Genomic DNA, 24,284 nt, shown 5'->3' with positions numbered 1-24,284 from the left:
CGACCGTGCTCAGCGGGCCAGTCGGGCCATCCACGCCTCGATGTCGTCGGCCGAGCGCGGGATGCCGGCCGAGAGGTTCTCGGCGCCGTCGGCGGTGACGAGCACGTCGTCCTCGATCCGGACGCCGATGCCGCGCAGCTCCTCCGGGACCGTGAGGTCGTCGGGCTGGAAGTAGAGGCCGGGCTCGATCGTGAAGACCATGCCCTCCTCGACCAGTCCGTCGAGGTACATCTCGCGCCGTGCCCGGGCGCAGTCGTGCACGTCGAGCCCGAGGTGGTGGCTGGTGCCGTGGACCATGTAGCGGCGGTGCTGCTGGTTGTCGGCCTCGAGCGCCTCCTCGGCGCTGACCGGCAGCAGGCCCCACTCGGCGGTGCGCCGCGCGATGACGGCCATCGCCGCGGCGTGAACCTCGCGGAAGCGGATGCCGGGTCGGACGATCGCGAACGCGGCGTCGGCCGCCTCCCGCACCGTCTCGTGAACCTGGCGCTGGGCGTCCGTGTAGCGGCCGTCCACCGGGAAGGTGCGCGTGATGTCGGCGGTGTAGTAGCTGTCCTGCTCGACGCCGGCGTCCAGCAGCACCAGCTGGCCGGGGCGCACCGGCCCGTCGTTGCGCGTCCAGTGCAGGATGCAGGCGTGGGGGCCCGCCGCGGCGATGGTGTCGTAGCCGACCGCGTTGCCGTCGGCGCGCGCGCGTCCGTTGAAGACGCCCTCGATCAGGCGCTCGCCCTTCTCGTGGGCGATGATGCGCGGCAGGTCGGACAGGACGTCCTCGAAGCCGCGGCCCGTCGCGTCGACGGCGGCGCGCAGCTCGGCGATCTCGTAGGCGTCCTTGACCAGGCGGAGCTCGGCGATGTCGCGCTCGAGCGCCGCGTCGCGGTCCGCCCGCTCGTCGGCCTCGACCGCGTCGAGACGGCCGGTCACCGCCGGGTCGGCCTCGCGCAGCACGGCGAGGGGGACGCCGTCGTGCGCGTCGAGGACCGCGTCGAGCTCGGCGATCCCGCGGGTGGCGAGGCCGAGATCGCTCGCGACCTGCGCGAGCGACGGACGCGGCCCGATCCAGAACTCGCCGATCTCGGGGTTGGCGTAGAACTCGTCGGAGTCGCGGCCCGCGCGCTCGCGGAAGTAGAGCGTCGCGCTGTGGCCGGACCCGGCGGGCTCGAGGACGAGCACCGCGCCGGGCTCGGAGTCGGAGCCCCAGCCGGTGAGCCAGGTGAAGGCCGAGTGCGCACGGAACGGGTAGTCGGTGTCGTTCGCGCGCTGCTTGAGGCGGCCCGCCGGGACGACGATGCGCACGCCGGTGTGCAGCGCGGAGAGGCGCTCGCGGCGGGAGGCGGCGAAGGACGCCTGCTCGCGCGGAGCAGGCAGCGGCTCCTCCCGCTCGGCCCAGCCGGACGCGATGAAGTCGCGGAAGCGGTCGGAGGCGGGGGTCGTCGAGCGGTTCGCGGTGGCGCGGGGGCGCGGGGCGGCGGCGGGGTCGGGCGTCTGAGCGGCGGTCCGCTCCTCCGTGTTCGTCATGACTCCCATTGTCCTCCTCCGCACGGCCGCGGGGGCCGCACGGGCCGGGCGGGGGAGGAGGACGGGGAGTCGGCGCCGGGGAGGAGCGTCAGGACGCGTCCTTCACCATCCCGCGGACCGAGAGCTGGACGACCAGCGGCCGGTGGTCGCTCCCGGCGTCGTCGCGGTCGTCGACGACCTGGTAGCCCGAGACCTCCCAGCGTCCGGAGAAGAGGACGTGGTCGATCGGGGCGCCGAGCGCGGGCGGGACCGAGGACGGCCAGGTGCCCAGGGCGGCGCCGCCCGCGACGGTCCCCGCGTCGCGGCAGCCGCCCAGCGCGGCCGAGCCCGGCAGCCCGGTCCAGTGGTCGACCGTGGAGTTCAGATCGCCGAGGACCACGACGTCCTCCTCCGCGGAGCAGAGCGCGGAGACCGAGAGCAGATCGCTCCGCCACTCCGCGAGGCGCGAGGGGATCGGCGCCATGGTGTGCACCGCGGCGAGGACGGGGCGCTCGGGAGTGTCGGGGCGTGCGACGAGGGACGGTGTCGATACGGTGACGACCGCGGCGGTGTCGACGCTGTAGCCGCCGAGCGAGGGGGCGAGCAGCAGGGCCGCCCCGTCGTCGGCGCCCGACCCGGCGTAGTGGAGGGTCATCGACATCCCCTGGGCGCTGAGCGCGTTCACGACGTCCTGCGCGTGCGTCTGCGAGACCTCGAGGAGGGCGATGCCGTCGACCGCGCTCTCCCGGGCGAGCGAGGCGATCGTGTCGACGGGCACGCCGTCGTGCAGCACGTTCCAGGTCGCGAGGCGCACGTCGGCGAGGCGGTGGGCGCGCGGAGCGGCGGAGTCGTAGCCCCGCGCTCCCTGCACTCCCGCGAGCACGAGCGCGAAGACGACGCCGAGCGCCGCGAGGGCCAGCGCGAGGCGCCTGACCGGAGCGACGAGGACCGCGATCACGACCAGGACAGCGGCGAGCCCGACGGCCGCCGCGCCCGTCGCGAGCCGGAACGGCACCAGCTGGGCGAAGGGGGCCTCCCGGGCGATCCCGAAGAAGCCGGGCGCCGCGACCACCAGCAGAGCGATCGCCACGATCACCGCCACCGCGGTCTTCACCAGTCTCGTCCCCATCGCCGCCCAGGCTACTAGGGCATCGGAGGGCTCGCAGGCGGCGCGTCTACGATGAGCGCATGCATGTCGACGGGGGCCGTTACGACCTCCACACCCACTCCGTCGTCTCCGACGGCACCGAGGCTCCGGCCGTCCTGGTGCGGGCCGCGGCCGCGGCCGGGCTCGCCGGAGTGGCGCTCACCGACCACGACACGACCGGCGGCTGGGCCGAGGCGCTCGCCGCGGCCGAGGAGGCGGGCATCGACCTGCTGCCCGGCATGGAGCTCTCCTCCCGCGTCGGCTGGGCCAGCGTCCACGTCCTCGCGTACCTCGTCGATCCGGCGGATCCGGGGCTCGTGGCCGAGACCGCGCGCATCCGCTCGGCCCGCACGCACCGCGCGGAGGCGATCGTCACTGCGATCGCGGCCGACTACGACCTCACCTGGGACGACGTCCTCGCCCAGACCAGCCCGGGCACGACCATCGGGCGTCCGCACATCGCCGACGCGCTCGTCGCCCGCGGCCTGGCCACCGACCGCTCCGCGGCCTTCGCGGGGATCCTCGACTGGCGCGGCGGCTACTACCGCCCGCACTACGCGCCCGACCCGGTCGACGCCGTGCGCCTGGTCCGCGCGGCGGGCGGGGTCCCGGTCATCGCGCACCCGGCCGCGAGCGCCCGCGGGATCGCGGTCGAGTCGATCCTCCCGCAGCTCGTCGACGCCGGCCTGTTCGGCCTCGAGGTCGAGCACCGCGAGAACACGGCCGACGGCAAGCGCCGCCTGCGCGAGCTCGCCGAGCAGTACTCGCTCGTCACCACGGGCTCGAGCGACTACCACGGCACGGGCAAGCCCAACCGCCTGGGCGAGAACACGACTGCGCGCGCGACCGTCGACGCGATCCGCTCCTCCGCCCGCTGAGTCGCGGAGAGCCGCTGACAGGCGGAGAGCCGCCGGATCACCGTGACCGCTGAGGGGCGGAGAGCCGCTGAGTCGCGTGGGGACCCCGCTGAGTCGCGGGAGAGCCGCTGAGACGCCGAGAGCCCGCCCTCCCGCGACGGATCGCGGGGGGACGGGCTCGGGGCGCGGAGGCTCAGGCCTGCGCGTCGGGGCGCGGGGAGCGGCGGCGCGACCGGGTGCGGCGGCGCGGCTCGCTGTTGCCGTCGTGGTGCTCCTTGCTCTCGCTCGAGGGAGCGGGGCCGGTCTGCTGCGGAGCGGTCGAGTCGGCGGAGTCGGAGCGGGTGCGGCGACGCGGCGGCCGGTCGCCCCGCTCGGAGCGCTCGCCGCGGTCGGAGCGCTCGCCCCGGTCCGGGCGCGCGTCGGCCTTCGCCTCGGCGGGGATCGGGGTCGGCTTCAGCCGTCCCTTGGTCCCCGCGGGGATGTCGAGGTCGGTGTAGAGGTGCGGCGACGACGAGTAGGTCTCGACCGGGTCGGGCTGGCCGAACTCCAGCGCCCGGTTGATGAGGGCCCACTTGTGCAGGTCCTCCCAGTCGACGAAGGTCACCGCGATGCCGGTCTTGCCCGCGCGCCCGGTGCGGCCGACGCGGTGCAGGTAGGTCTGGTCGTCGTCCGGGATCGTGTGGTTGATCACGTGGGTGACGTCGTTCACGTCGATGCCGCGCGCGGCGACGTCGGTGGCGATCAGGATGTCCTTCTTGCCGGCCTTGAACGCCGCCATCGCGCGCTCGCGCTGCTCCTGGTTGAGGTCTCCGTGCACGGCCGCCGCGTTGAAGCCGCGGTCGTTGAGCTCCTCGACGATGCGGGCCGCGGCGCGCTTCGTGCGGGTGAAGATGACGGTCTTGCCGCGGCCCTCGGACTGCAGGATGCGCGCGATGACCTCGTCCTTGTCGAGCGAGTGCGCCCGGTAGACGATGTGCTTGATGTTCGCCTGCGTGATGCCCTCGTCGGGGTCGGTCGCGCGGATGTGGATGGGCTTGTTCATGAAGCGGCGCGCGAGCGCGACGATCGCGCCCGGCATCGTCGCCGAGAAGAGCATGGTGTGGCGGGTGGGCGGCGTCTGCGCGAACAGCTTCTCGATGTCCGAGAGGAAGCCCAGGTCGAGCATCTTGTCGGCCTCGTCGAGGACCATCACCTGCACGTTGGCGAGCGAGAGCAGGCGCTGCCCGGCGAGGTCCAGGAGGCGGCCGGGGGTGCCGACGACGATCTGCGCGCCGGCCTTCAGCTGCTCGATCTGGCCCTCGTAGGCCTTGCCGCCGTAGATCGAGACGATCTTGGTCGGCCGGTTGGAGGCGGCCAGCTCGATGTCCTCGGTGACCTGCACGGCGAGCTCGCGGGTCGGGACGACGATGAGCGCCTTGACGCCCGGCTCCGGGTCGGTGCCGAGGGCCTGGATGAGGGGGAGGCCGAAGCCGAAGGTCTTGCCGGTGCCGGTCTTGGCCTGGCCGATGATGTCCTGCTTCTGCAGGGCCAGGGGGATCGTCTGCTCCTGGATGGGGAACGGCTCGAGGATGCCCTTGGCGGCGAGTGCGGCGACGATGTCGTCGTCGATGTTCAGATCGGAGAAAGTCACGGAGTGAAGCGCCTGTCGTGTCGAACGGTCTACGCCCCTGTACGACTCCGGGCGCAGGGTCACCGATCCAACGCCGGTGACATCCCGGCGAGTCTACTGCTCCCGGCCCCGCCGGCCCCGGAACCCCGCTCCTCCGGCGCCCTATGCTGAGGAAATGGCTGCCTGGTTCCGACGTCGACGTCCCCTGCTCGAGGTGCCCCGCCTGACGCCCCGCGGGGAGTCGAGCCAGAAGCGCGACCGCGTCGACCTCGCCGACCTCACCCCCGAGGTGCTGCCCTACCTCGGCCAGGTCGCCTACCTCCAGCTCGCGGTGTTCGAGGTGCTGGCGCGCGCCGTCGCCGAGACCGACGACCTCGCGGACAAGGAGGCCATCTCCTCCGCCGCCGGCACGGCGCTCGCGAAGCACCACGCGGTCGTCGCCGAGCTGCGCCGCCGCGACGTGGAGCCCGGCGAGGCCATGACTCCGTTCCGCCCCGCGATCGACACCTTCGAGCGGCTCACCCGCGGTGCGGACCTCCACGAGACGCTGCTCTCGGCGTACATCACGGCGGGCCTGCTCGACGACTTCTTCATCCGCCTCACCGGCGGGCTGCCCACCGACGTGGGGCCGCGCATCGCGCAGACGCTCGGCGCGGACACGGGCGTCGACGGCGTGATCGCGATCCTCCGCCGCGAGATCGCCGCGGACGAGCGCCTGGGCTCGCGCCTGGCCGTCTGGGGCCGCCGCCTGGTGGGCGACACCCTTCTCGTGGCGCGCTCCGCGCTGATGGGGTCGGGCAACCACGACTCCGACGAGTCGCGGATCGAGCCGGTGTTCACCGAGCTCATCGCCTCGCACACGCGCCGGATGGACGCGCTGGGGCTCACGGCCTGACGGTTCCCGGCGTCGCACTGCCCCGGAATCCGGAACGACGGAGGCGCGGAAGTCCGAGGACTCCCGCGCCTCCGGCTCGGATCAGGGGGCGACGCGTCCCGAGAGCATCGCCTGCAGGGAGGCCTCGTCGCGGCGGGCGCGGCTGCGCCCGAGCGAGAGGCCGACCGGGACGACGACCACGGCGGTCGCGACGAGGGACAGGACCCAGATCAGGCCGCCGTCCCACGGCAGGCCCGCCCAGGTCAGTGCGACCCAGACGACTGCGGCGACGAGGCCGCCGATCGCCGGGACCAGCACGGAGCCGTGCAGGTGCCGGTGCGGCAGCCCGTAGCGCGCGGCGAGACCGATCAGGACCCCGAACAGGGTGATGAAGAGGAGCTCCACGACGTGTCCGCCCGGGACGCTCTAGGCGACGAAGCCGACGCGGCGCGACTCCTCGGAGCCGACCTCGACGAAGGCGATGGTGGCGGTCGGGACGATGTAGATCTTGCCCTTCTCGTCGCGGAGGCGGAGGACGGCGGTGCCGGCCTCGAGAGCGGTGGTCACCGTCTTCTCGACCTCGGTCACGGACATCGACGACTCGAAGTTGAGCTCGCGCGGGGTGTTGACCATTCCAATACGGATTTCCACCAGCAGTGCCTTTCGGGAGGGGACGAGGGTGTCAGGATACGGGACCGCGCTCGGACGACCGCGCCGGTTTCGCGGTGAGCGGAGCGGGCGGCCGGGGCTCCCGGCGGGGACGGGCGGGAGTGTCGGACCCGGTGGCTACCGTGGTCGTGTGACCGCTCCCGCGACCCCCGCTCCCTCCACCGCAGCCTCCGTCGGCGAGGCGCTCCCGGGCGAGCCCGCGGTCGTGCTGGACGACTCCCAGCGCGCGGTGCTCGCGCTGCCCGAGGGCCGCAGCGCCGCCGTGCTCGGGGCGCCGGGGACGGGCAAGACCACGACGGTCGTCGAGCTGGTCGCCGAGCGCGTCCTCGAGCGGGGGTACCCGCCCGAGTCGGTCGTGGTGCTCGCGGCCAGCCGCACCGCCGCCACCGCCCTGCGCGACGTGCTCGCCCTGCGGCTGGGAGTGCCGACCCGGGGCCCGCTCGCCCGGACCGCGACCTCGCTCGCGTTCGAGGCGGTCACCTCCTCCGCCAAGGAGCGAGGCCTCGAGCGGCCGACCCTCCTGACCGGCGGCGAGCAGGACGCACTCCTGTCGGAGCTCGTCGAGGGCCACCTCGAGGAGGGGACCGGCCCGCGGTGGCCGGAGGAGTTCAGCCCCGAGGTGCTGCGGCTGCGGACCTTCCGGACCGAGCTCCGCGAGTTCGGGATGCGGGCGACCGAGCACGGGCTCGACTCGGACGCGATCCGCGCCCTCGGGATCGACGCGGAGCGAGGGGAGTGGAGCGCGGCGGCCGACGTGCTCGACGAGCTGCGCGAGGTGGTCGAGTGGATGGCGCCCCAGGCGGGGACCCGCCTGGACGCTGCGGAGTTCGCGGCCTATGCGGCCGAGGCGATCCGCGCGGGCGAGGGCGGCGAGCGGATCGACGCGCTGCGTCTGGTCGTCGTCGACGACCTCCAGGAGGCGAGCGAGTCGACGCTCGTGCTGCTGCGGGCGCTGACGGAGCGCGGGGTGACCGTGATCGCGCTGGGCGATCCGGACGTGGCGACCAGCGCCTACCGCGGCGCGGCCTCCGACACGCTCGGCCGGTTCGCCGCGAGCATCGGCGCGTCCGACGTCGAGACGCTGGTGCTCGCGCGCGTGCACCGCCACTCGGCCGCGCTGCGGGCGGTCGTGTCCGCGGCCACTGAGCGGATCGGCACCGCGGCGGCCGGCCGGCAGCGGGCGGCGGTCGCGGCTCCGGCCCCCGAGGCGGGCCCGGCGCCCGTCCTGGTGCTGCACGCCCCGACGGCGGCGCGGGAGGCGGCGACGGTGGCGCGGCTGCTGCGCGAGCGGCGGCTGCGCGACGGAGTGCCGTGGCGGCGGATGGCGGTCGTCGTCCGCTCCGGAGCCGCGGTCCAGCCGCTGGTGAAGGCGCTCGCGGTGGCGGAGGTGCCGACCCGCTCCGTGCTCGCCGGACGGGCGCTGCGCGACGATCACGCGGCCCGGGCGCTGCTCGTGCTGGTCGGCGTCGCGATCGGCGAGCGGCCCCTCGACGCGGAGCTCGCGGCGGAGCTGCTGCTCGGCCCTTTCGGCGGGGTCGACCGGCTGGGGCTGCGCAGGCTCCGGCTCGCGCTCCGGGCGGAGGAGCTGGCCGGCGGCGGCATCCGCGCGAGCGACCCGCTGCTGGTCGAGGCCCTCGCCGCGCCCGGCCGATTCGCGACCATCGACTCCGCTCCCGCCCGGCAGGCCGAGCGGCTGGCCGTGACGATCGACCGGGTCCGCCGCCTGCACGAGGAGGGGGGCTCGATCGAGGAGCTCCTGTGGTCGGCGTGGGAGTCCAGCCGCGTCGCGTCCTCCTGGCGCGAGCTCGCCCTCGGCACCGGCCTGACCGCCGCCGAGGCCAACCGCAACCTCGACGGCGTGGTCGCCCTCTTCAGCGCCGCGCGCCGGTTCGTGGAGCGGGCGACCGGGCACTCCGCGATCGGCTTCGTCACGGAGATCCTCGAGGCGGAGGTCCCCGAGGACACTCTCGCTCCGCGCTCCGTCGAGGACGCGGTCCTCATCGGCACGCCCTCCTCGGTCGTCGGCCTGGAGTTCGACGTCGTGGTGGTGGCGCGGCTGCAGGACGGCGTCTGGCCCAACCTCCGCCAGCGCGGCTCGCTGCTCGATCCGGACGGCCTGCTGCGGCACGCCCGCGGCGAGGGCGGACTGCCGCTCGACGCCCGCAAGGCCACTCTCGACGACGAGCTCCGGATGTTCGCCCTGGCCGCCTCGCGCGCCCGGCGGCAGCTGGTGCTCAGCGCCGTCGCGGGCGAGGACGAGACGCCCTCCCTCTTCTTCCGGCTCACCCCGCCGGACGCGCCGCGGCTCGATCCGGCCTCCGCGGTGCCGCTCACGCTGCGCGGGGCGGTGGCGGCGCTGCGCCGGACCGCCACCACACCGGACTCGACCGAGGCTCCCGCCGCCATCCGAGGGCTCAGCGCCCTGGCGCTCGCGGAGGTCCCCGGCGCCGACCCCTCCTCCTGGTCCGGGGTGCTCGAGCCCTCGACCACGGAGCCGCTCTTCGACGTCGGCGACCCCGAGCGTCCCGTCTCCGTCTCGCCGAGCCGCCTCGAGGCCTTCGAGCGGTCCCCTCTGGACTGGTTCGTCGACGCCGTCTCCGGCTCCACGACGAGCACGGCGATGGGGGTCGGCACCCTCGTGCACTGGGTCCTCGAGAACGCCGAGCGGCCCGATCCGCAGGAGCTGTGGGCGGCTCTCGAGTCGCGGTGGCCCGAGCTGGTCTTCGAGTCGCCCTGGCTGGGGGAGCGGCAGAAGCGCGTCACACGGCGGCTGATCGACGGCCTCGCGGGCTACCTCGCCGACTTCGAGCGCGGGGGAGGCGTGGTGCTCGGCCGCGAGCAGCAGTTCGAGCTCGACGTCCCGCCCGCCCGGGTGCGGGGCTCGATCGACCGCGTCGAGCGCGCGCCCGACGGCTCCGTCACGATCGTCGATCTCAAGACGGGCCGCAGCACCCCCCGCAAGGACGACATCGCCGAGCACGCGCAGCTGGGCAGCTATCAGCTCGCCGTCGCCGAAGGGGCGATCGAGGCGGCCGACCCGGCCGACGGGGGAGGCGCGAAGCTGCTCTTCGTGGCGACGGGCGTGCGCGGGAAGCCGTACCGCGAGGTGGTCCAGGAGCGCTTCGGCGAGGAGGAGCTGGAGCGGCTGCGCGATCGCGTCCGCGCCGCGGCCCTGAGCATGGCGGCGGCGGGCTTCTCGGGCCTGCTCGACGCGACCCCGTTCTCCCCCGGCGACGCCCTGCGGTACCGCATCCACGCGGTGCCCGAGGTCCCGGGGGACGGACTCCTGGCGATCGACGAGGTCGACGAGACAGAGGACCTGGAGGACTCCGAGGAGCCGGGTCCCGATGCGCCGGCCGATCCTTCCGGCCCCGCCGACCCCGACCCCTCCGCCGTCTCCGAGGAGGAGCTGCCGTGATCGACGCCCTGACCATCGCCGAGCGCCTCGACCTGCGCCCGCCCACCGCCGAGCAGCGCGCCGTCATCGAGGCGCCGCTCGAGCCTGCCCTGGTGGTCGCCGGTGCAGGCAGCGGCAAGACCGAGACGATGGCGAACCGCGTCCTCTGGCTCCTCGCGAACGGCCACGCGGCGCCGTCGGAGGTGCTCGGCCTCACCTTCACCCGCAAGGCGGCGGCCGAGCTCGGCGAGCGCATCGGGCGGAGGATCGACCAGCTCGGCGCGGCGGGCCTGCTCCCGCTCGCGCCCGGGCAGTCGGCGCCCGACCCGTTCGAGGCCGCCACCGTCTCGACCTACAACGCCTTCGCGAACACGATCTTCCGCGACAACGCGGCCCTGATCGGCCGCGAGGGGGACGCGACCGTGCTCTCCGAGGCCTCCGCCTGGCATCTCGCGCGGGGAGTCGTGGCCGACACGGCCGATCCGCGCATCCTCGAGGTGGAGGCGGGCATCGACCGGCTGACCGACCTCGTCGTCTCGCTCGCGCACGACCTCGCCGACAACCTCGCCGATCCGGCCGCGGTCGCCGCGTTCGCCGAGGACTTCCTCCGCCTGGGCGAGCTGCCGCGCGGAGGCAGCGGCTCGGGGCTCTACCGCGAGCTCGAGAAGGCGCTGCAGGCCGTGGGCGCGCTGCCGGTGCTGACGGCGCTCGCCGAGCGGTTCCAGGAGGCGAAGGCCGAGCGCGGCTTCGTCGAGTTCTCGGACCAGGTGGCCCTCGCGCTGCGGATCGTCGACCGGGTGCCGCGGATCGTGGACGAGCACCGCGCGAGGTACCGGGTGGTGCTCCTCGACGAGTACCAGGACACCTCCGTGCTGCAGACCCGCCTCCTCTCGCGGCTCTTCGCCGGGCAGGGAGTGATGGCCGTGGGCGACCCGCACCAGTCGATCTACGGCTGGCGCGGTGCGAGCGCCGAGGGGCTCGGCCGCTTCGGCACCGATTTCGGGGGAGCGGGCCGCTTCTCCCTCAGCACGAGCTGGCGCAACGGCCGCCGCGTGCTGACCGCCGCGAACGCGATCGTGGAGCCGCTGTCGGCGGGGAGCGCGGTCGCGGTCGACACGCTGAGCGCGGGTCCTCAGGCCTCCGAGCACCCGGTCGAGCTCACCTTCCCCGAGACGATCGAGGAGGAGGCGGACGACGTCGCCGCCTGGTTCGCCGGGCGCCTGCGCCAGAGCGCCGAGCCGCCGTCGGCCGCGGTGCTCTTCCGGGTGCGCGCGCACATGGACCGCTTCGCCGCCGCGCTGGCGAAGCACGGCGTCCGGTACCACATCCTCGGCATCGGGGGCCTGTTGCGGCAGCCCGAGATCGCCGACCTCGTCGCCGCGCTCACCGTGGTCGAGGACCCGGCCGCCGGCAGCGAGCTCGTCCGCCTCCTGGCCGGCGCCCGCTGGCGTCTGGGCGTCCGCGATCTCAAGGCGCTGCGCGACCTCGCCTCGTGGCTCGCGGCGCGCGACCACGCGCACAGGCTGTTTCCGGAGGAGGTGCGCGAGCGGATGCGCGCCTCCGTCACCGAGGGAGAGGGCGGCTCGATCGTCGAGGCCCTCGACTTCATCGCGGCGCGCCGCCCCGGCGACGACGGGCGCATCGACCACTCCGCGCTCGGCGGGTTCAGCGCCGAGGGCCTGCGGCGCCTGCACGAGGCGGGCACCCTGTTCGCCCGGCTGCGCGCCCGGGCCGGGCTCGACCTCCTCGACTTCGTCACCCTGGTCGAGCAGGAGCTGGGCCTGGACATCGAGGTCGAGGCGAACGAGTCGCGCGGGGACGGCCGCGCCAACCTCGAGGCCTTCCGCGAGGCGGTGGCCGGGTACCTGCAGACGGACGACCGCGGCGCCGGCACCGGCTCCTCCCTCCGCGGATTCCTCCGCTGGCTCGTCCTCGCGGACAAGCGCGACGGCCTGGCCCCGCGACCGGAGGACCCGGAGCCGGGGACGGTGCAGCTGCTGACGATCCACGGCTCCAAGGGTCTGGAGTGGGACCTCGTCGCCGTCCCGCGGATGGTCGACGGCGAGCTCCCCGGCACGCCGGTCGAGGGCTTCCGCGGGTGGGTCAGACTGGGTGCGATGCCCTACGCGTTCCGTGGCGACGCCGCCGAGCTCCCCGATCTCGCCTGGCGCGGCTGCAGCACGCAGAAGGAGGTCGTCGACGCGATCGGAGCGTTCGGCGACACCCTCCGCGAGCGCAACGAGGCGGAGGAGCGGCGTCTCGCCTACGTGGCCGTCACGCGGGCGCGTCACCACCTCCTGCTCAGCGGCTCGTGGTGGGCCGGCCAGGCCAAGCCGCGCGGACCGGGCGTCTTCCTCCGCGACCTCGAGGAGGCCGGCACGATCCCGCCGCTGCCGACCGAGCCCGCGAACGAGGAGAACCCGCTCGAGCGGGCCCCGCGCACGTTCCGCTGGCCCCACGATCCGCTCGGCTCCCGCGGCGACCGGGTCCGCGCCGCCGCCGCCCGGGTCCGCAGCGCCGAGCCCGCTCTGCTCGGAGCGCGCGGCGACGACATCCGCCTGCTGCTCGCCGAGCGGGCGGTGCGGCTGGCCGGGGGCGAGCGCACGCCGCTGCCCACCCGCATCCCCGCCTCCCGGTTCAAGGACATCGTCAGCACGCCGGACGAGGTCGCGGCGCAGCTGCGCCGGCCGATGCCGGATCGCCCCTACCGGCAGACCCGGCTCGGCACGACTTTCCACTCCTGGGTCGAGAACCGCTTCGGCGTCCAGGGCGGGGCGGAGGCGGTCGACACCTTCCCCGACGAGCTCGACGACGCCGGCCCCGCGAGCGTCGAGCAGGAGCGGCTCGACGCCCTGATCGCCACCTTCGAGCGCTCGGAGTGGGCCGACCGGCGCCCGGAGGCGGTCGAGATCGAGATCCACCTCCAGCTCGCAGGCCACGTCGTCGTCTGCAAGCTCGACGCGGTGTACCCGACGGAGGACGGCGTGCAGATCGTCGACTGGAAGACCGGGCGGGCGCCGAAGGACGCCGCCGACCTCGAGCTCAAGCAGTTCCAGCTCGCGCTGTACCGGCTCGCCTACTCGCGCTGGCGGGGGGTGCCGCTCGAGAGCGTCGACGCCGTGTTCTACTTCGTCGCCGACGACCTCGTGCTGCGGCCCGAGCGGTTCTACTCCGAGCGCGAGCTCGCGGAGTCGCTCTCCTCGGCGACGGGAGCGAGCCCGCGGCCGTGAGCGGAGGAGCCCGTGCGGGCTCCCGGCGTGCGGTTGAGCAGCTCCTCGACCTCCGAGACCTCCAGCACCGGGCCGGTGTCGGTCGAGAGGGGCGCGGAGAGGTCGCCGAGCACGCTGTCCACCAGCGTGTCGAGCATGGCGACCGCGTCGTCCACGATGGCGGAGTCGTCGGTCTCGGTGCCGTGCAGCAGCCAGCGGGCGAGTTCGAGCTCGGCGTAGAGCTGGGCGCGCTGGCGGATCGTGCGGTCCACTGCTCCCGCGCGCATCCGGGAGTAGGCGGAGAGCGCCGTCTCGGAGCCCGGGGCGCTCAGCAGCCAGTGCAGGTCGCGCGCCGGATCGCCGACCCGCAGCGCCGCCCAGCCGAGCACGGCCGCGACGACGTCGCCCGAGCGGAGGAAGGAGTCGGCGGTCATCGAGCCGTTCACCACGGTCGGGTCGAACTGCCAGAGCGCCTCGTCGGAGGAGGCCGACTCCCAGCGCGCGACGAGCGCCGCCGGGACGTGGCCGGTGTCGGCCGCGCGCTCGATCACCGCGACCGTCTCGTTCACGCTGTCGCGCGCGGTCGCGATCGGCAGGCCCGCCTCCTGGACGAACGACACCGGGAGCGAGTGGATCGCCCCGACGGCCCGGCCGATCGAGTCCGCGAGCCCGCTCTGCGCGGCCACGTCGTCGATGAGGACGCGATCTCCCTCGAGGTACTCGTAGACGACCGCGCGGGTGCCGTCGAACGGCGTCTGCCCGACGCTCTCCTGCAGATCGAAGGGCAGGCGGCTGCGGATGCCGGCGGTCAGCGCTCGGAGCGCGACGAGGTCGCCGAGCTGCTCCTGCTCCGCGAGCGCGGACGTGGGAACGCGCACGACGAGGCGGGCGCCCTCGCGCGTCGTCAGCAGGGCGGAGTCGAAGTCGCCGTGCGTCGAGGAGGTGAAGGGGCGCGCGGAGCGGACGTCGAGGCCCTCGACGGCCGAGGTGGCCAGCGCGGCTAGAGTGAGATGGGATCTGGCCATGGTTTCCAGGGTAGGCGGCTCGTGCCCGGCCGGCCCGCCGCCACGCGCTGTCCCGCCGATGCCGTCGAAGGCCCGCGACAGCGGTCCTCGCGGCCCCCGTCACGAAATGAGCCCCGGATGTCACTGCCCTTCGCCGATCGCCTCCCGCTCTCGCGACAGGCAGCCGACCGCGACGGCGTCGGACGCTCGCGGCCCGCGCTCTTCGACGAGCTGCTCGCCGATCCCGCCACCCGCGTGCTCGTCCTGCACCACGACCGGACTCTGGTCGAGGCCGACCGCCTCCTCCTGCGCCGCCCCGAGGACGTGACCGCCGGAACCCTCCGGATCTACCTCGGCCGCACGCTCGCCGAGGCCCCCGGCGAGCCGGTCGGAACCCCCGTCATCGCGACCGTCCTCACCGACGCGGCCGCCGCCGAGCTCGAGCCCGACGAGGAGCGGTGGAACGGCCTGCGCCCGATCGCCGAGCGCCTGAGCGACCGCGACGCGGGCCTGTTCACCGAGGCTCTCGCCATCGCGAACTGGCACGCCTCGCACGGCTACTCGCCCCGCAACGGCGACCCGACCGTCGTCGAGCAGGGCGGCTGGGTCCGCCGCTCGCCCACCGACGGCAGCCAGGTCTTCCCGCGCACGGATCCGGCGATCATCGTCTGCGTCCTCGACGCGGACGACCGCCTCCTCCTCGGCTCGAACGCGATGTGGGGCACCGGCCGCTTCTCCCTGCTCGCCGGCTTCGTCGAGCCGGGCGAGTCGCTCGAGGCCGCCGTGATCCGCGAGATCGGCGAGGAGTCGGGCATGCGCGTCGTCGACCCGCAGTACCTCGGCTCGCAGCCCTGGCCCTTCCCCGCCTCCCTCATGGTGGGCTTCACCGCCCGCCTCGCCGACGACCAGTCCCCGGAGGATCTGCTCCCGGACGGCGAGGAGATCGTCGAGCTGCGCTGGTTCACCCGGCAGCAGCTGCACGACTCGCTCGAGTCCGTGCTGCTGCCCGGCCGCTCGTCCATCGCCCGCGCGATGATCGAGGACTGGTACGGAGGCGAGCTGGAGAACGGCCCGATCGCGTGACCCTGCTCGACGGACTCGACGAGGGGCAGCGCGAGGCGGCGGAGGCGCTGCTGGGGCCGGTCTGCGTCCTCGCGGGAGCGGGCACCGGCAAGACCCGGACGATCACGCACCGCATCGCGCACGGAGTGGCGACCGGCGTCTACACGCCCGGTCGCGTCATGGCACTGACCTTCACCAGCCGCGCCGCGGCCGAGCTGCGCTCGCGCCTGCGGGTGCTCGGCGCCGGGGGCGTCCAGGCCCGCACGTTCCACGCAGCGGCTCTCTCGCAGCTCGGCTACTTCTGGCCGCAGCTGGTGGGGGGCACGATGCCGCAGCTGCTCGACGGCAAGGCCCGCCTGCTCGGGCACGCGGCCGAGCGGCTCCGCCTGAAGCTCGACACGGCGACGCTCCGCGACCTCTCGGCCGAGATCGAGTGGCGGAAGGTGTCCGCCCTCTCGCTCGAGCAGTACGCCGTCGCCGCCCGCACGCGCCCCCTGCCCGGACGGCTCACCCTGGAGCAGACGGTCGCGCTCGTGGACGAGTACGAGGGGCTGAAGGACCAGCGCCGCCAGATCGACTTCGAGGACGTCCTGCTCGTGACCGCCGGGATGCTCGAGTCCGAGCCCGCGATGGCGATGCAGGTGCGCGAGCAGTACCGCTTCTTCGTCGTCGACGAGTACCAGGACGTCTCGCCGCTGCAGCAGCGGCTCCTGGAGCTCTGGCTCGGCGACCGGAGCGACCTCTGCGTCGTCGGCGACGCCAGCCAGACCATCTACTCCTTCGCGGGTGCGCGGGCCGACTACCTCCTCGACTTCCCGTCCCGCTGGCCGGCCGCCACCGTGGTGCGTCTGGAGGAGAACTACCGCTCGGCCGCGCCGATCGTGCAGACCGCGAACCGCCTCATGCGGGGCAGGCCCGGCGCCCTCTCGCTCCACGCCGTCGCCGCCGCCGAGGCGCCGGAGCCCGCGATCGACGCCTACCCGGACGACATCGCGGAGGCGCGCGGGATCGCGGCGCGGGTCGCGGCCGACATCGAGGCGGGGGTGCGCCCCTCCGACATCGCGGTCCTCTTCCGCACGAACAGCCAGTCGGCGGTCATCGAGCACGCCCTGCACGAGCGGGGAGTGAGCGCGCACATGCGCGGCGGCAAGCGCTTCTTCGACCTCCCCGAGGTGAAGCAGGCCGTGATGCAGCTGCGCGCGGCGTCCGTGTCGATCAGCGGCGAGCCGCTGTTCAAGTCGGTGAGCGACGTCCTCCGCTCGCTCGGCTGGAGCGCCGAGCCCCCGTCGGCGCCCGGTGCGGTGCGCGACCGGTGGGAGTCGCTGGACACGCTGGCCCGCCTCGTCGACGAGGCCCCTGCCGGATGGACCTTCCGGCAGTTCACGGACGACCTGATCGCACGCCAGCAGGTGCACCACGAGCCGGACCGCGGCGCGGTCACCCTCGCCACGCTGCACTCGGCGAAGGGCCTCGAGTGGGAGTCGGTGCACCTGATGGGGCTCGCCGAGGGCCTGCTGCCGATCTCGTACGCCGCCGGCCTCGAGGCGATAGACGAGGAGCGGCGCCTCCTCTACGTCGGCATCACCCGGGCCCGCCGGCGCCTGCGCCTCTCGTGGGCGCGCTCGACGGTCGGCCGCGTCACGCGGAGGGAGCCGTCGCGCTTCCTCGAAGAGCTCGGCACGCGCACTCGGGGTGCGGCTCCCGCTCCCGCACGGTGAAGGCTCCGGAGGCGTCGCTGTAGATCCGCTCGGCCCCGCGGAGCCCTCGCCAGCCCGCGAGCAGCCGCCGCAGCACGGCGTCGGCGGCCGCCACGGCGATCGCCGCGCTCGCGAGCGGCGTGCGGGTGGGGGCTGAGCGGCCGAGCACCTGGATCACGAGGCGCGCGCGATCCGGGTCGAGATCCATCCGGTCCCGCTCGGCGCAGTGCAGGCACGGTCCGGACCCCGGCTCCACCAGGGGCCCGAGGCGCACCGATTCGTCGCCGAACACCACCGCCAGGTGCGGCACATCGGCCGCGAGCCAGTGCGCGGCGCGGGCGGGGGCGACCGCGAAGTCGGCGATCAGCACGGCGAGGTCCGGCGTCCCGTCGTCGGCGAGCAGCGAGCAGCCCTCGCTCCGGAGCAGCGTGCGCAGTGCGTCCGGTGCCGCGCCCGTCCCCTCGACGACGACCCGCGGTGCCGGGGGAGGGCCGGGCTCGACGCTGCGCAGCAGGACCGGCCGGAGCGCCTCGAGCACCTCGTCGACCCGCGCCTCGCTCGCTCCGGCGCGCGCCGCGATCAGGCGGACGGTGCCGGCGCTGGTGCCCACGCGGAGGGCGTCGAGCAGCAGCTCCTCCGGGTAGCCGATGCCGTCCAGCACCGCGTGCGGCCGGTCGAGGCCGAGCTGCACCGCGGTCGCGGAGCGCCAGAGCAGGGGGAGTCGGGGATCGAGCCGGAGCACCATCCGGCGATCATGGCCGAGACCGGCCCGGCGCCGCGCGAGTTGTCCACAGGCGGGCGCCGGACGGGGGGGGGTCAGACGGGGCGGTCGCCCGTGGGGGAGGAGCCGCGGTCGTCGTCGTCCGGCGAGCCGGCGTCGTCGGTCGTGTCCGGAGCGTCTCCGGAGGCGCCGTCGCCCTCGCGCGGCATCGTGCCGTTCAGCAGGTCCTCCAGCGCGCGGTCCATCTCGTCGGGCTCCGGGGTCTCGCCGCGGGCCTCGGCCGTGAGCCGGGCGACGAGCGCGCTCGGGTCGTCCAGGTCCTCCGAGCCGGGGAGCAGGTCGGGGTGCGACCAGAGGGAGTCGCGGGCCTCGGGCCCGACGGCGTCGGTCACGGCCTGCCACATCGCGGCGGCCTCGCGGAGGCGGCGCGGGCGCAGCTCCAGGCCGACGAGGGTCGCGAAGGCGGACTCGGCCGGGCCGCCGGAGGCGCGGCGGCGGCGGACCGTCTCGGCGATCGCCCCGGCGCTGGGCAGGCGAGTGGTCGCCGCCGCGGTGACGACGTCGACCCACCCCTCGATAAGGGCGAGGACGGTCTCGAGGCGGCCGTGCGCGGCGAGCTGCTCCTCCGTCTTCGGCGGGATGAGCGCGCCGGAGGTCATCGCGTCGCGGAGCTCCTCGGGGTTCGACGGGTCGAAGCCCTCGGCCAGCTCTTCGAGGCGGGTGGTGTCGATGCTGATCCCGCGCGCGAAGTCGGTGATCTGGGAGATGAGGGCGAGACGGAGCCACTTGCCGTGCCGGAAGAGGCGGGCGTGCGCGAGCTCGCGGACCGCCAGGTACAGCTGCACCTGGTCCAGCGGGATGTCGAGGCCCTCGCCGAACGCGGCGACGTTCTGCGGCAGGATCGCCGCGTCGTTCTCCTCCAGCAGCGGGATGCCGATGTCGCCGCCCGAGACGACCTCGGCGGCGAGCTGCCCGACGACCTGGCCCAGCTGCAGGGCGAACAGGGTGCCGCCGATCCCGCGCATCATGCCCTCGGCACCGGCGATCATCGCCTGCATCTCCTCCGGGGCCTGCTCGCGGAGCACGCGGGTCAGCGCGTCCGAGATGCTCAGCGCCACCGGCTCGGCGAGCTGGGTCCAGACCGGCATCGTCAGGGAGATCCACTCGAGGCGGCTGATCGAGCGCGGCGTGCGGCTCAGCTCGGAGACGTACGCGACCTCGTCGAGCCAGAGCGCGGCGACGCCGAAGGCCGCGTCGATCGGAGCCCGCACGGAGTCGGACACCGGCACGGACTCGGCGCGCGCGAGCTGCTTCGCCTGCTCGAGCGAGAGCGTCCAGTTGACGCCGCCGTCGCCGTTCTGCTGCATCGCGCTCTGCAGCTGCGAGAGCAGGTTCTGCAGGGCCACCGGGTCGTTCGGCAGGCCTGCCGCTCCGGCGAGCTGCGAGGGGTCGACCGGGCCGTTCCCCGAGAGGAACTGCCGCAGCATCTCCCGGAACTCGTCCTCGGAGCCGCCGCCCGCTCGGTCCGCACTGTCGCCATCGGCCATCGGGATCAGCCCTCCGTCGCTCACCTGAATCCGGTCGCCGCACCGCCTCCGCGGCCCTGCACAGGGCGCCGGTTCCGGCGCGACTCCCAGTCGTGCAAGCTACGTTAGCCCGAGCGCCCGGGGCCTCGGCGTGCAGAGCACCGCTCGGGCCCAGCCCGCTTCCGCCCGCCGCGAACATCCCGGCGGAGCCGCTCCACCCGTTGCCAGAAAGGCCCCCGTGTCGCTGTTCTCCGACGACCCGCGCCCCTCCTCCTCCCCGCGCCGCCCGTGGGTCGGACCGGTCGTCCTCCTCTCGGGTGTCGCCGTCGTGGTCGGTCTGGGCGTCGCGCCCGCCCCCTACGTGATCGAGCAGCCCGGCCCCGTGTTCGACACCCTGGGCAGCAGCAAGGACGTGCCCCTCATCTCGATCCCGGACCGCACCACCTACCCCACGGCCGGCACGCTCGACATGCTCACCGTGTCGGTCGTCGGCAACCCGCAGAGCCTGCCCACCTGGGTCGAGGTCGCGAGCGCCTGGTTCGACAGGACCAAGGCGGTCGTCCCGGTCGACGCGATCTTCCCTCCCTCCTCCACGGTCGACGAGCGCGACGAGGCCAACCAGGCCGAGATGACCGACTCCCAGCAGGAGGCGATCGCCGCCGCGCTCACCGAGCTCGGCTACCCCGTCGAGCAGCGCGTCTCGGTCGTGCAGGTGCCCGAGGGCTCCCCGGCCGAGGGCCTCCTGGAGGCGGGGGACGAGATCCTCGCGGTCGCGGGCACCCCCGTCGCCGACGCGACCGCCCTGCGCGCGACCCTGCAGACCCTGGGCACCGGCTCCCCGGTGCAGGTCAGCATCGAGCGCGAGGGCGCCCGGCAGGAGGTGGAGGTCACGCCGCGCGACTCGAACGGCGCCGCCGTCATCGGCGTCCTCCCCGGAGCGGCCTTCGACTTCCCGTTCGAGGTCGACATCCAGCTGGACGACGTGGGCGGGCCGAGCGCGGGCATGATGTTCGCCCTCGGGATCATCGACAAGCTCACCGAGGGCGAGCTCAACGGCGGGCGGAGCGTCGCCGGGACCGGCACGATCGACGCGGCCGGCGAGGTCGGCGCCATCGGCGGGATCCGCCAGAAGCTCTACGGGGCGGAGGGCGCCGGAGCCGAGTACTTCCTCGCCCCCGCGACCAACTGCAACGAGGTCGTCGGCCACGTCCCCGACGGGCTCGACGTGCTCGCGGTCTCGACCCTCGACGACGCCCTCGCCGCACTGAAGGGCATCGCCGCGGGCGACACCTCCGGGCTGCCGGACTGCAGCACCGCCGCTCCCCTCGACTGATCCCGCCCGCCGACCCCGGGTCGACGCCCAGGTGAGCCGGACAGCCGTCGCATAGCATGGGTGGCCTCCCCTCACATCTCGACAGCAAGAGGCCCTCACGTGAGTTCCACAGCAACCGAAACCCCGCCGCGGAAGAGACGGAGCGTCCTCGCCGTCACTGTCGTGGTGGTGGCCGTCCTGGTGGTGGCGTTCTTCGTCTTCGCCGGTCTGTACACCGACATCCTCTGGTACGACCAGCTCGGCTTCCTCTCCGTGCTCACGACGCAGTGGGCGGCGGCGGGCGGTCTCTTCGTCATCGGCTTCGTCGCCATGGCGGTGCCGGTGTTCATCAGCCTGATGCTGGCTTACCGCCTCCGGCCGGTCTACGCGAAGCTCAACTCGCAGATCGACCGCTACCAGCAGGTCGTGGAGCCGCTGCGGCGCCTGGCCACCTTCGGGATCCCCGCGGTGCTCGGCCTCTTCGCCGGCGTCTCCTCCGCCACCCGCTGGCAGACGAGCCTCACCTTCTGGAACCGCACGCCCTCGGGCACCACGGATCCGCAGTTCGGCCTCGACACGTCGTTCTACCTCTTCGAGCTGCCCTTCTACCAGAGCATCGTCGGCTTCGCGTCGGCGGTCCTGCTGATCTCGGCGCTCGCGACCCTCGCCACCGGCTACCTCTACGGAGCGATCCGGGTGAACGGCCGCGAGATCCGCATCTCGAAGGCCTCGCGCATCCAGCTGGCGGTCATCGCCGCCCTCTACCTCGCCGTGCAGGCGGTCAGCCTCTGGCTCGACCAGTACGCGACGCTCGCGCAGCAGGGGCCCCGCATCACCGGCGCCACCTACTCCACCGTCAACGCGACGATCCCGGGCCTGCAGATCCTGGCCGGCATCGCGGCGCTGGTCGCGATCCTCTTCGTCGTCACCGCCTTCATCGGCCGCTGGCGCTTCCCGGTCATCGGCACCGCGCTGCTGATCGTGTCGAGCCTGCTCGTCGGCTCCCTCTACCCCTGGATCGTGCAGAAGTTCCAGGTCGAGCCCAACGAGCGCACGCTCGAGCAGCCCTTCATCCAGAACAACATCGACATGACGCGCCAGGCCTACGGCGTCAGCGACGTCGACGTCATCCCCTACGACGCGACCACCGACGCGGAGCCGGGCGCCCTGCGCTCGGACGCCGAGACCACCGCCAACATCCGCATCCTCGACCCCGCCGTCGTCACCGACGCGTTCTCGCAGCTGCAGCAGTTCCGCCAGTACTACAAGTTCGGCGACACGCAGAACGCGCTCGACGTCGACCGCTACTCCATCGACGGATCGACGCAGGACGCCGTGGTCGGCGTCCGCGAGCTGAACCTCAACGGCCTCGGCACCAACCAGACCTGGTACAACCAGACGCTGGTCTACACCCACGGCTACGGCCTGGTCGCCGCGTACGGCAACCAGCGCTCGGCCGACGGAGAGCCGGTGTTCATCGAGTCCGGTGTCCCGACGACGGGCGACCTCGGCGACTACGAGCCGCGGATCTACTTCGGCGAGAACTCCCCGCCGTACTCGATCGTGGGCGGCAACGACTCGCGCGACATCGAGCTCGACTACCCCTCGGGCACCGACGGCGCGCAGCAGACCTACACGACCTTCGACGGCGAGGGCGGCCCCGCTCTCGACAACGTCTTCAAGAAGCTCGTCTACGCGATCAAGTTCCAGTCCGAGCAGATCTTCTTGTCGGACGGCGTGAACGACGACTCGCAGATCCTCTACGACCGCGATCCCGTGCAGCGCGTCCAGAAGGTCGCGCCGTACCTCAAGCTCGACTCCGACGCCTACCCGACCGTCGTCGACGGCCGCGTGAAGTGGGTCGTCGACGGGTACACCACCTCGGCCGACTACCCGTACTCGGAGGTGCAGAGCCTCTCGCAGGCGATCGCCGACACGAACACGCAGCAGCAGTTCCCGACCGACGACGTCAACTACATCCGCAACTCGGTGAAGGCGACCGTCGACGCGTACGACGGCAGCGTCACGCTCTACGCGTGGGACACCGAGGACCCGATCCTGCAGACCTGGCAGAAGATCTTCCCGACCACGGTGAAGCCCGTGAGCGACATGTCGGGTGAGCTGCTCAGCCATGTCCGGTACCCGGAGGACCTCTTCAAGGTCCAGCGCGCGGTCCTCGGCACCTACCACGTGACCGACGCGGGCTCCTTCTACTCCCGCGAGGACGCCTGGGCGACGCCGAACGACCCGACCAGCGGAGCCGCGACCACGGCCGCCGCGACCGGCACCAGCCTGCAGCCGCCGTACTACCTGACGCTGCAGACGCCGGATCAGGACGTGCCGTCGTACTCGCTCTACTCGACGTACATCCCGGCGAGCGTCCAGGGCGCGCAGGCCAGCCGCAACGTGCTGACCGGCTACCTCGTGGCCGACTCCGACGCCGGCTCGACGGCGGGCTCCGTGGCCGACGGCTACGGCACGCTCCGCCTGCTCGAGCTGCCGAAGGACGACACGGTGCCCGGCCCCGGCCAGGTGCAGAACGCGTTCACCACCGACCCGACGGTCGCGAACGAGCTGAACATCCTCTCCCGCGGCGACACCACCGTCACGAGGGGCAACCTGCTCACGCTGCCGGTCGGCGGCGGCCTGCTCTACGTCCAGCCGATCTACGTGCGCTCCAACGGAGACACGAGCTTCCCGCTCCTGCAGAAGGTGCTGGTCGCGTTCGGTGACGACATCGCCTTCGAGGACACCCTCGACGCGGCCCTCGACAGCCTCTTCGGCGGCGACTCGGGAGCCGACGCGGGCGACACCGGCACGCCGACGACTCCGGACGTCGGCACCGGCACCTCGGGCGGCGACACCGGAGGCGACGCGGGCGGCACGACCGGCGGCACCGGCTCCACGCCGGCCACGGGCGACCAGACGGCGCTGCAGCAGGCGCTGAACGACGCGCGGGACGCACTCACGGCTCGCGAGAACGCCCTCAAGGCGGGCGACCTCACCGCCTTCGCGGCGGCGGACGAGCAGCTGACCGAGGCGCTCTCGCGGGCGCTGCAGGCCGAGGGCGGCCAGTAGCCCGCATGGTGCAGGTCGACCGCGGCGAGCACCTCCGCTCGGGGGAGTGGCTCGAGCTGAACCGCACGTACTGGGAGGAGCGCACCGGCGAGGGTGCGCTCCACCCGGAGCTCGTCACCGCGGCGCTCCTCGGCCCCGGGCCGAGGATCCTCCAGCTCGGCTCGGGCGACGGGCTCGACGCGCTCGAGCTCGCCGAGCGCGGCGCCCGCGTGGTGGGCGTCGACTTCTCGATGCCCGCCGTGCGCCGAGCACGCGCCGGCGCCGCGGACAGGGACCTCGCCGGCTCCGCCCGCTTCGTCTGCGCGAACCTCTACGAGCTGCGGCACATGCTGCCGGAGCCCGACTCGTTCGACGTCGTGCTCTGCAGCGCCGGCGTCGTCTCGTGGCTCCCCGACCTGGAGGAGTGGGCGCGGCTGGTGGAGTGGTTCGTCGCCCCCGGCGGCGCGGTGCTCGTCGTCCCGTCGTCGTCCGCTCTCGTCGACGCCGACGTCCGCACCTGGTCGCGCACCTCGTCCGAGCTCGCAGCCGCCCTGACGGCGGTCGGGCTGAGCGTGGACGGGAGCGCCGTGCCGCGCGCCGCCAAGCCCGCCTGAGACCGGAGCCCGCTCCCACCGCCGCGTCGATTTGC

The 24,284-nt window shown here is 73.9% G+C and carries 17 protein-coding genes; 9 read left to right on the top strand and 8 right to left on the bottom strand.

What is annotated here, in order from left to right:
• Window positions 1–9: 9 nt before the first annotated feature.
• Window positions 10–1,515 (bottom strand): aminopeptidase P family protein, encoded by a 1,506-nt coding sequence (locus C5B98_RS06250; protein ID WP_258063451.1) that lies wholly within the window; start codon window positions 1,513–1,515, stop codon window positions 10–12.
• 88 nt (window positions 1,516–1,603) lie between these two features.
• Window positions 1,604–2,623 carry an endonuclease/exonuclease/phosphatase family protein gene (locus tag C5B98_RS06245; protein WP_146076896.1) on the bottom strand — a complete coding sequence of 340 codons (1,020 nt, stop codon included), beginning with the start codon at window positions 2,621–2,623 and terminating at the stop codon, window positions 1,604–1,606.
• A gap of 59 nt (window positions 2,624–2,682) precedes the next feature.
• Here C5B98_RS06245 and C5B98_RS06240 point away from each other — a divergent pair, with 59 nt between their 5' ends.
• Window positions 2,683–3,519, top strand: coding sequence for a PHP domain-containing protein (locus C5B98_RS06240; RefSeq protein WP_104224845.1), 837 nt, complete (start codon window positions 2,683–2,685; stop codon window positions 3,517–3,519).
• A 172-nt stretch (window positions 3,520–3,691) separates the two neighbouring features.
• Here C5B98_RS06240 and C5B98_RS06235 read toward each other — a convergent pair whose 3' ends face one another.
• Window positions 3,692–5,128: a DEAD/DEAH box helicase gene (locus tag C5B98_RS06235; protein ID WP_104224844.1), complete on the bottom strand. Its 1,437-nt coding sequence runs from the start codon at window positions 5,126–5,128 to the stop codon at window positions 3,692–3,694.
• A gap of 154 nt (window positions 5,129–5,282) precedes the next feature.
• Between C5B98_RS06235 and C5B98_RS06230 the strand changes: the two genes are divergently transcribed.
• Window positions 5,283–6,002, top strand: a complete 720-nt coding sequence (locus C5B98_RS06230; protein WP_104224843.1) for a ferritin-like fold-containing protein — start codon at window positions 5,283–5,285, stop codon at window positions 6,000–6,002.
• An 81-nt stretch (window positions 6,003–6,083) separates the two neighbouring features.
• On the opposite strand, the gene C5B98_RS06225 is transcribed toward C5B98_RS06230, so the two are convergent.
• Window positions 6,084–6,386 carry a hypothetical protein gene (locus C5B98_RS06225; RefSeq protein ID WP_104226942.1) on the bottom strand — a complete coding sequence of 101 codons (303 nt, stop codon included), beginning with the start codon at window positions 6,384–6,386 and terminating at the stop codon, window positions 6,084–6,086.
• A 21-nt stretch (window positions 6,387–6,407) separates the two neighbouring features.
• On the bottom strand, window positions 6,408–6,632 hold the full coding sequence (locus tag C5B98_RS06220; protein WP_104224841.1) for a DUF3107 domain-containing protein: 225 nt from the start codon (window positions 6,630–6,632) through the stop codon (window positions 6,408–6,410).
• A 148-nt stretch (window positions 6,633–6,780) separates the two neighbouring features.
• On the opposite strand from C5B98_RS06220, the gene C5B98_RS06215 reads away from it, so the two are divergent.
• A complete protein-coding gene (locus tag C5B98_RS06215) occupies window positions 6,781–10,068 on the top strand; it encodes an ATP-dependent DNA helicase (RefSeq protein WP_104327470.1) in 3,288 nt (1,095 codons plus the stop codon).
• A complete protein-coding gene (locus C5B98_RS06210) occupies window positions 10,065–13,277 on the top strand; it encodes an ATP-dependent DNA helicase (protein WP_104327469.1) in 3,213 nt (1,070 codons plus the stop codon). The genes C5B98_RS06215 and C5B98_RS06210 overlap by 4 nt, the downstream gene beginning before the upstream one ends.
• On the opposite strand, the gene C5B98_RS06205 is transcribed toward C5B98_RS06210, so the two are convergent.
• Window positions 13,214–14,281, bottom strand: coding sequence for a phosphotransferase (locus C5B98_RS06205; protein WP_104224838.1), 1,068 nt, complete (start codon window positions 14,279–14,281; stop codon window positions 13,214–13,216). The genes C5B98_RS06210 and C5B98_RS06205 overlap by 64 nt on opposite strands.
• A 117-nt stretch (window positions 14,282–14,398) precedes the next feature.
• Here C5B98_RS06205 and nudC point away from each other — a divergent pair, with 117 nt between their 5' ends.
• Window positions 14,399–15,343 carry an NAD(+) diphosphatase gene (gene nudC / locus C5B98_RS06200; RefSeq protein WP_104327468.1) on the top strand — a complete coding sequence of 315 codons (945 nt, stop codon included), beginning with the start codon at window positions 14,399–14,401 and terminating at the stop codon, window positions 15,341–15,343.
• Window positions 15,340–17,040 (top strand): ATP-dependent helicase, encoded by a 1,701-nt coding sequence (locus C5B98_RS06195; RefSeq protein ID WP_104327467.1) that lies wholly within the window; start codon window positions 15,340–15,342, stop codon window positions 17,038–17,040. The genes nudC and C5B98_RS06195 overlap by 4 nt, the downstream gene beginning before the upstream one ends.
• Here C5B98_RS06195 and C5B98_RS06190 read toward each other — a convergent pair.
• Complete coding sequence (locus C5B98_RS06190) at window positions 16,961–17,764, bottom strand: hypothetical protein (RefSeq protein ID WP_104327466.1); 804 nt, start codon at window positions 17,762–17,764, stop codon at window positions 16,961–16,963. The two genes, C5B98_RS06195 and C5B98_RS06190, sit on opposite strands and share 80 nt — an antisense overlap.
• A gap of 71 nt (window positions 17,765–17,835) precedes the next feature.
• Window positions 17,836–19,287 (bottom strand): zinc-dependent metalloprotease, encoded by a 1,452-nt coding sequence (locus C5B98_RS06185; RefSeq protein WP_104327482.1) that lies wholly within the window; start codon window positions 19,285–19,287, stop codon window positions 17,836–17,838.
• A gap of 217 nt (window positions 19,288–19,504) precedes the next feature.
• Here C5B98_RS06185 and C5B98_RS06180 point away from each other — a divergent pair, with 217 nt between their 5' ends.
• The 3 genes from C5B98_RS06180 (at window position 19,505) to C5B98_RS06170 (ending at window position 24,249) form a co-directional block, all read left to right on the top strand.
• Window positions 19,505–20,599 carry a PDZ domain-containing protein gene (locus C5B98_RS06180; RefSeq protein ID WP_104327465.1) on the top strand — a complete coding sequence of 365 codons (1,095 nt, stop codon included), beginning with the start codon at window positions 19,505–19,507 and terminating at the stop codon, window positions 20,597–20,599.
• Window positions 20,600–20,698: 99 nt separating this feature from the next.
• On the top strand, window positions 20,699–23,656 hold the full coding sequence (locus tag C5B98_RS06175; RefSeq protein ID WP_181065468.1) for a UPF0182 family protein: 2,958 nt from the start codon (window positions 20,699–20,701) through the stop codon (window positions 23,654–23,656).
• Between the two features lie 5 nt (window positions 23,657–23,661).
• A complete protein-coding gene (locus tag C5B98_RS06170; protein ID WP_104327464.1) occupies window positions 23,662–24,249 on the top strand; it encodes a class I SAM-dependent methyltransferase in 588 nt (195 codons plus the stop codon).
• Window positions 24,250–24,284 lie beyond the last annotated feature (35 nt).

This window comes from Rathayibacter sp. AY1A5 (assembly GCF_002930875.1).
In the GTDB taxonomy this organism is placed as follows: Bacteria; Actinomycetota; Actinomycetes; order Actinomycetales; family Microbacteriaceae; genus Rathayibacter.
The sequence above is the reverse complement of the archived record's forward strand: the minus strand, read 5'-3'. Positions and strand labels throughout refer to the sequence as shown.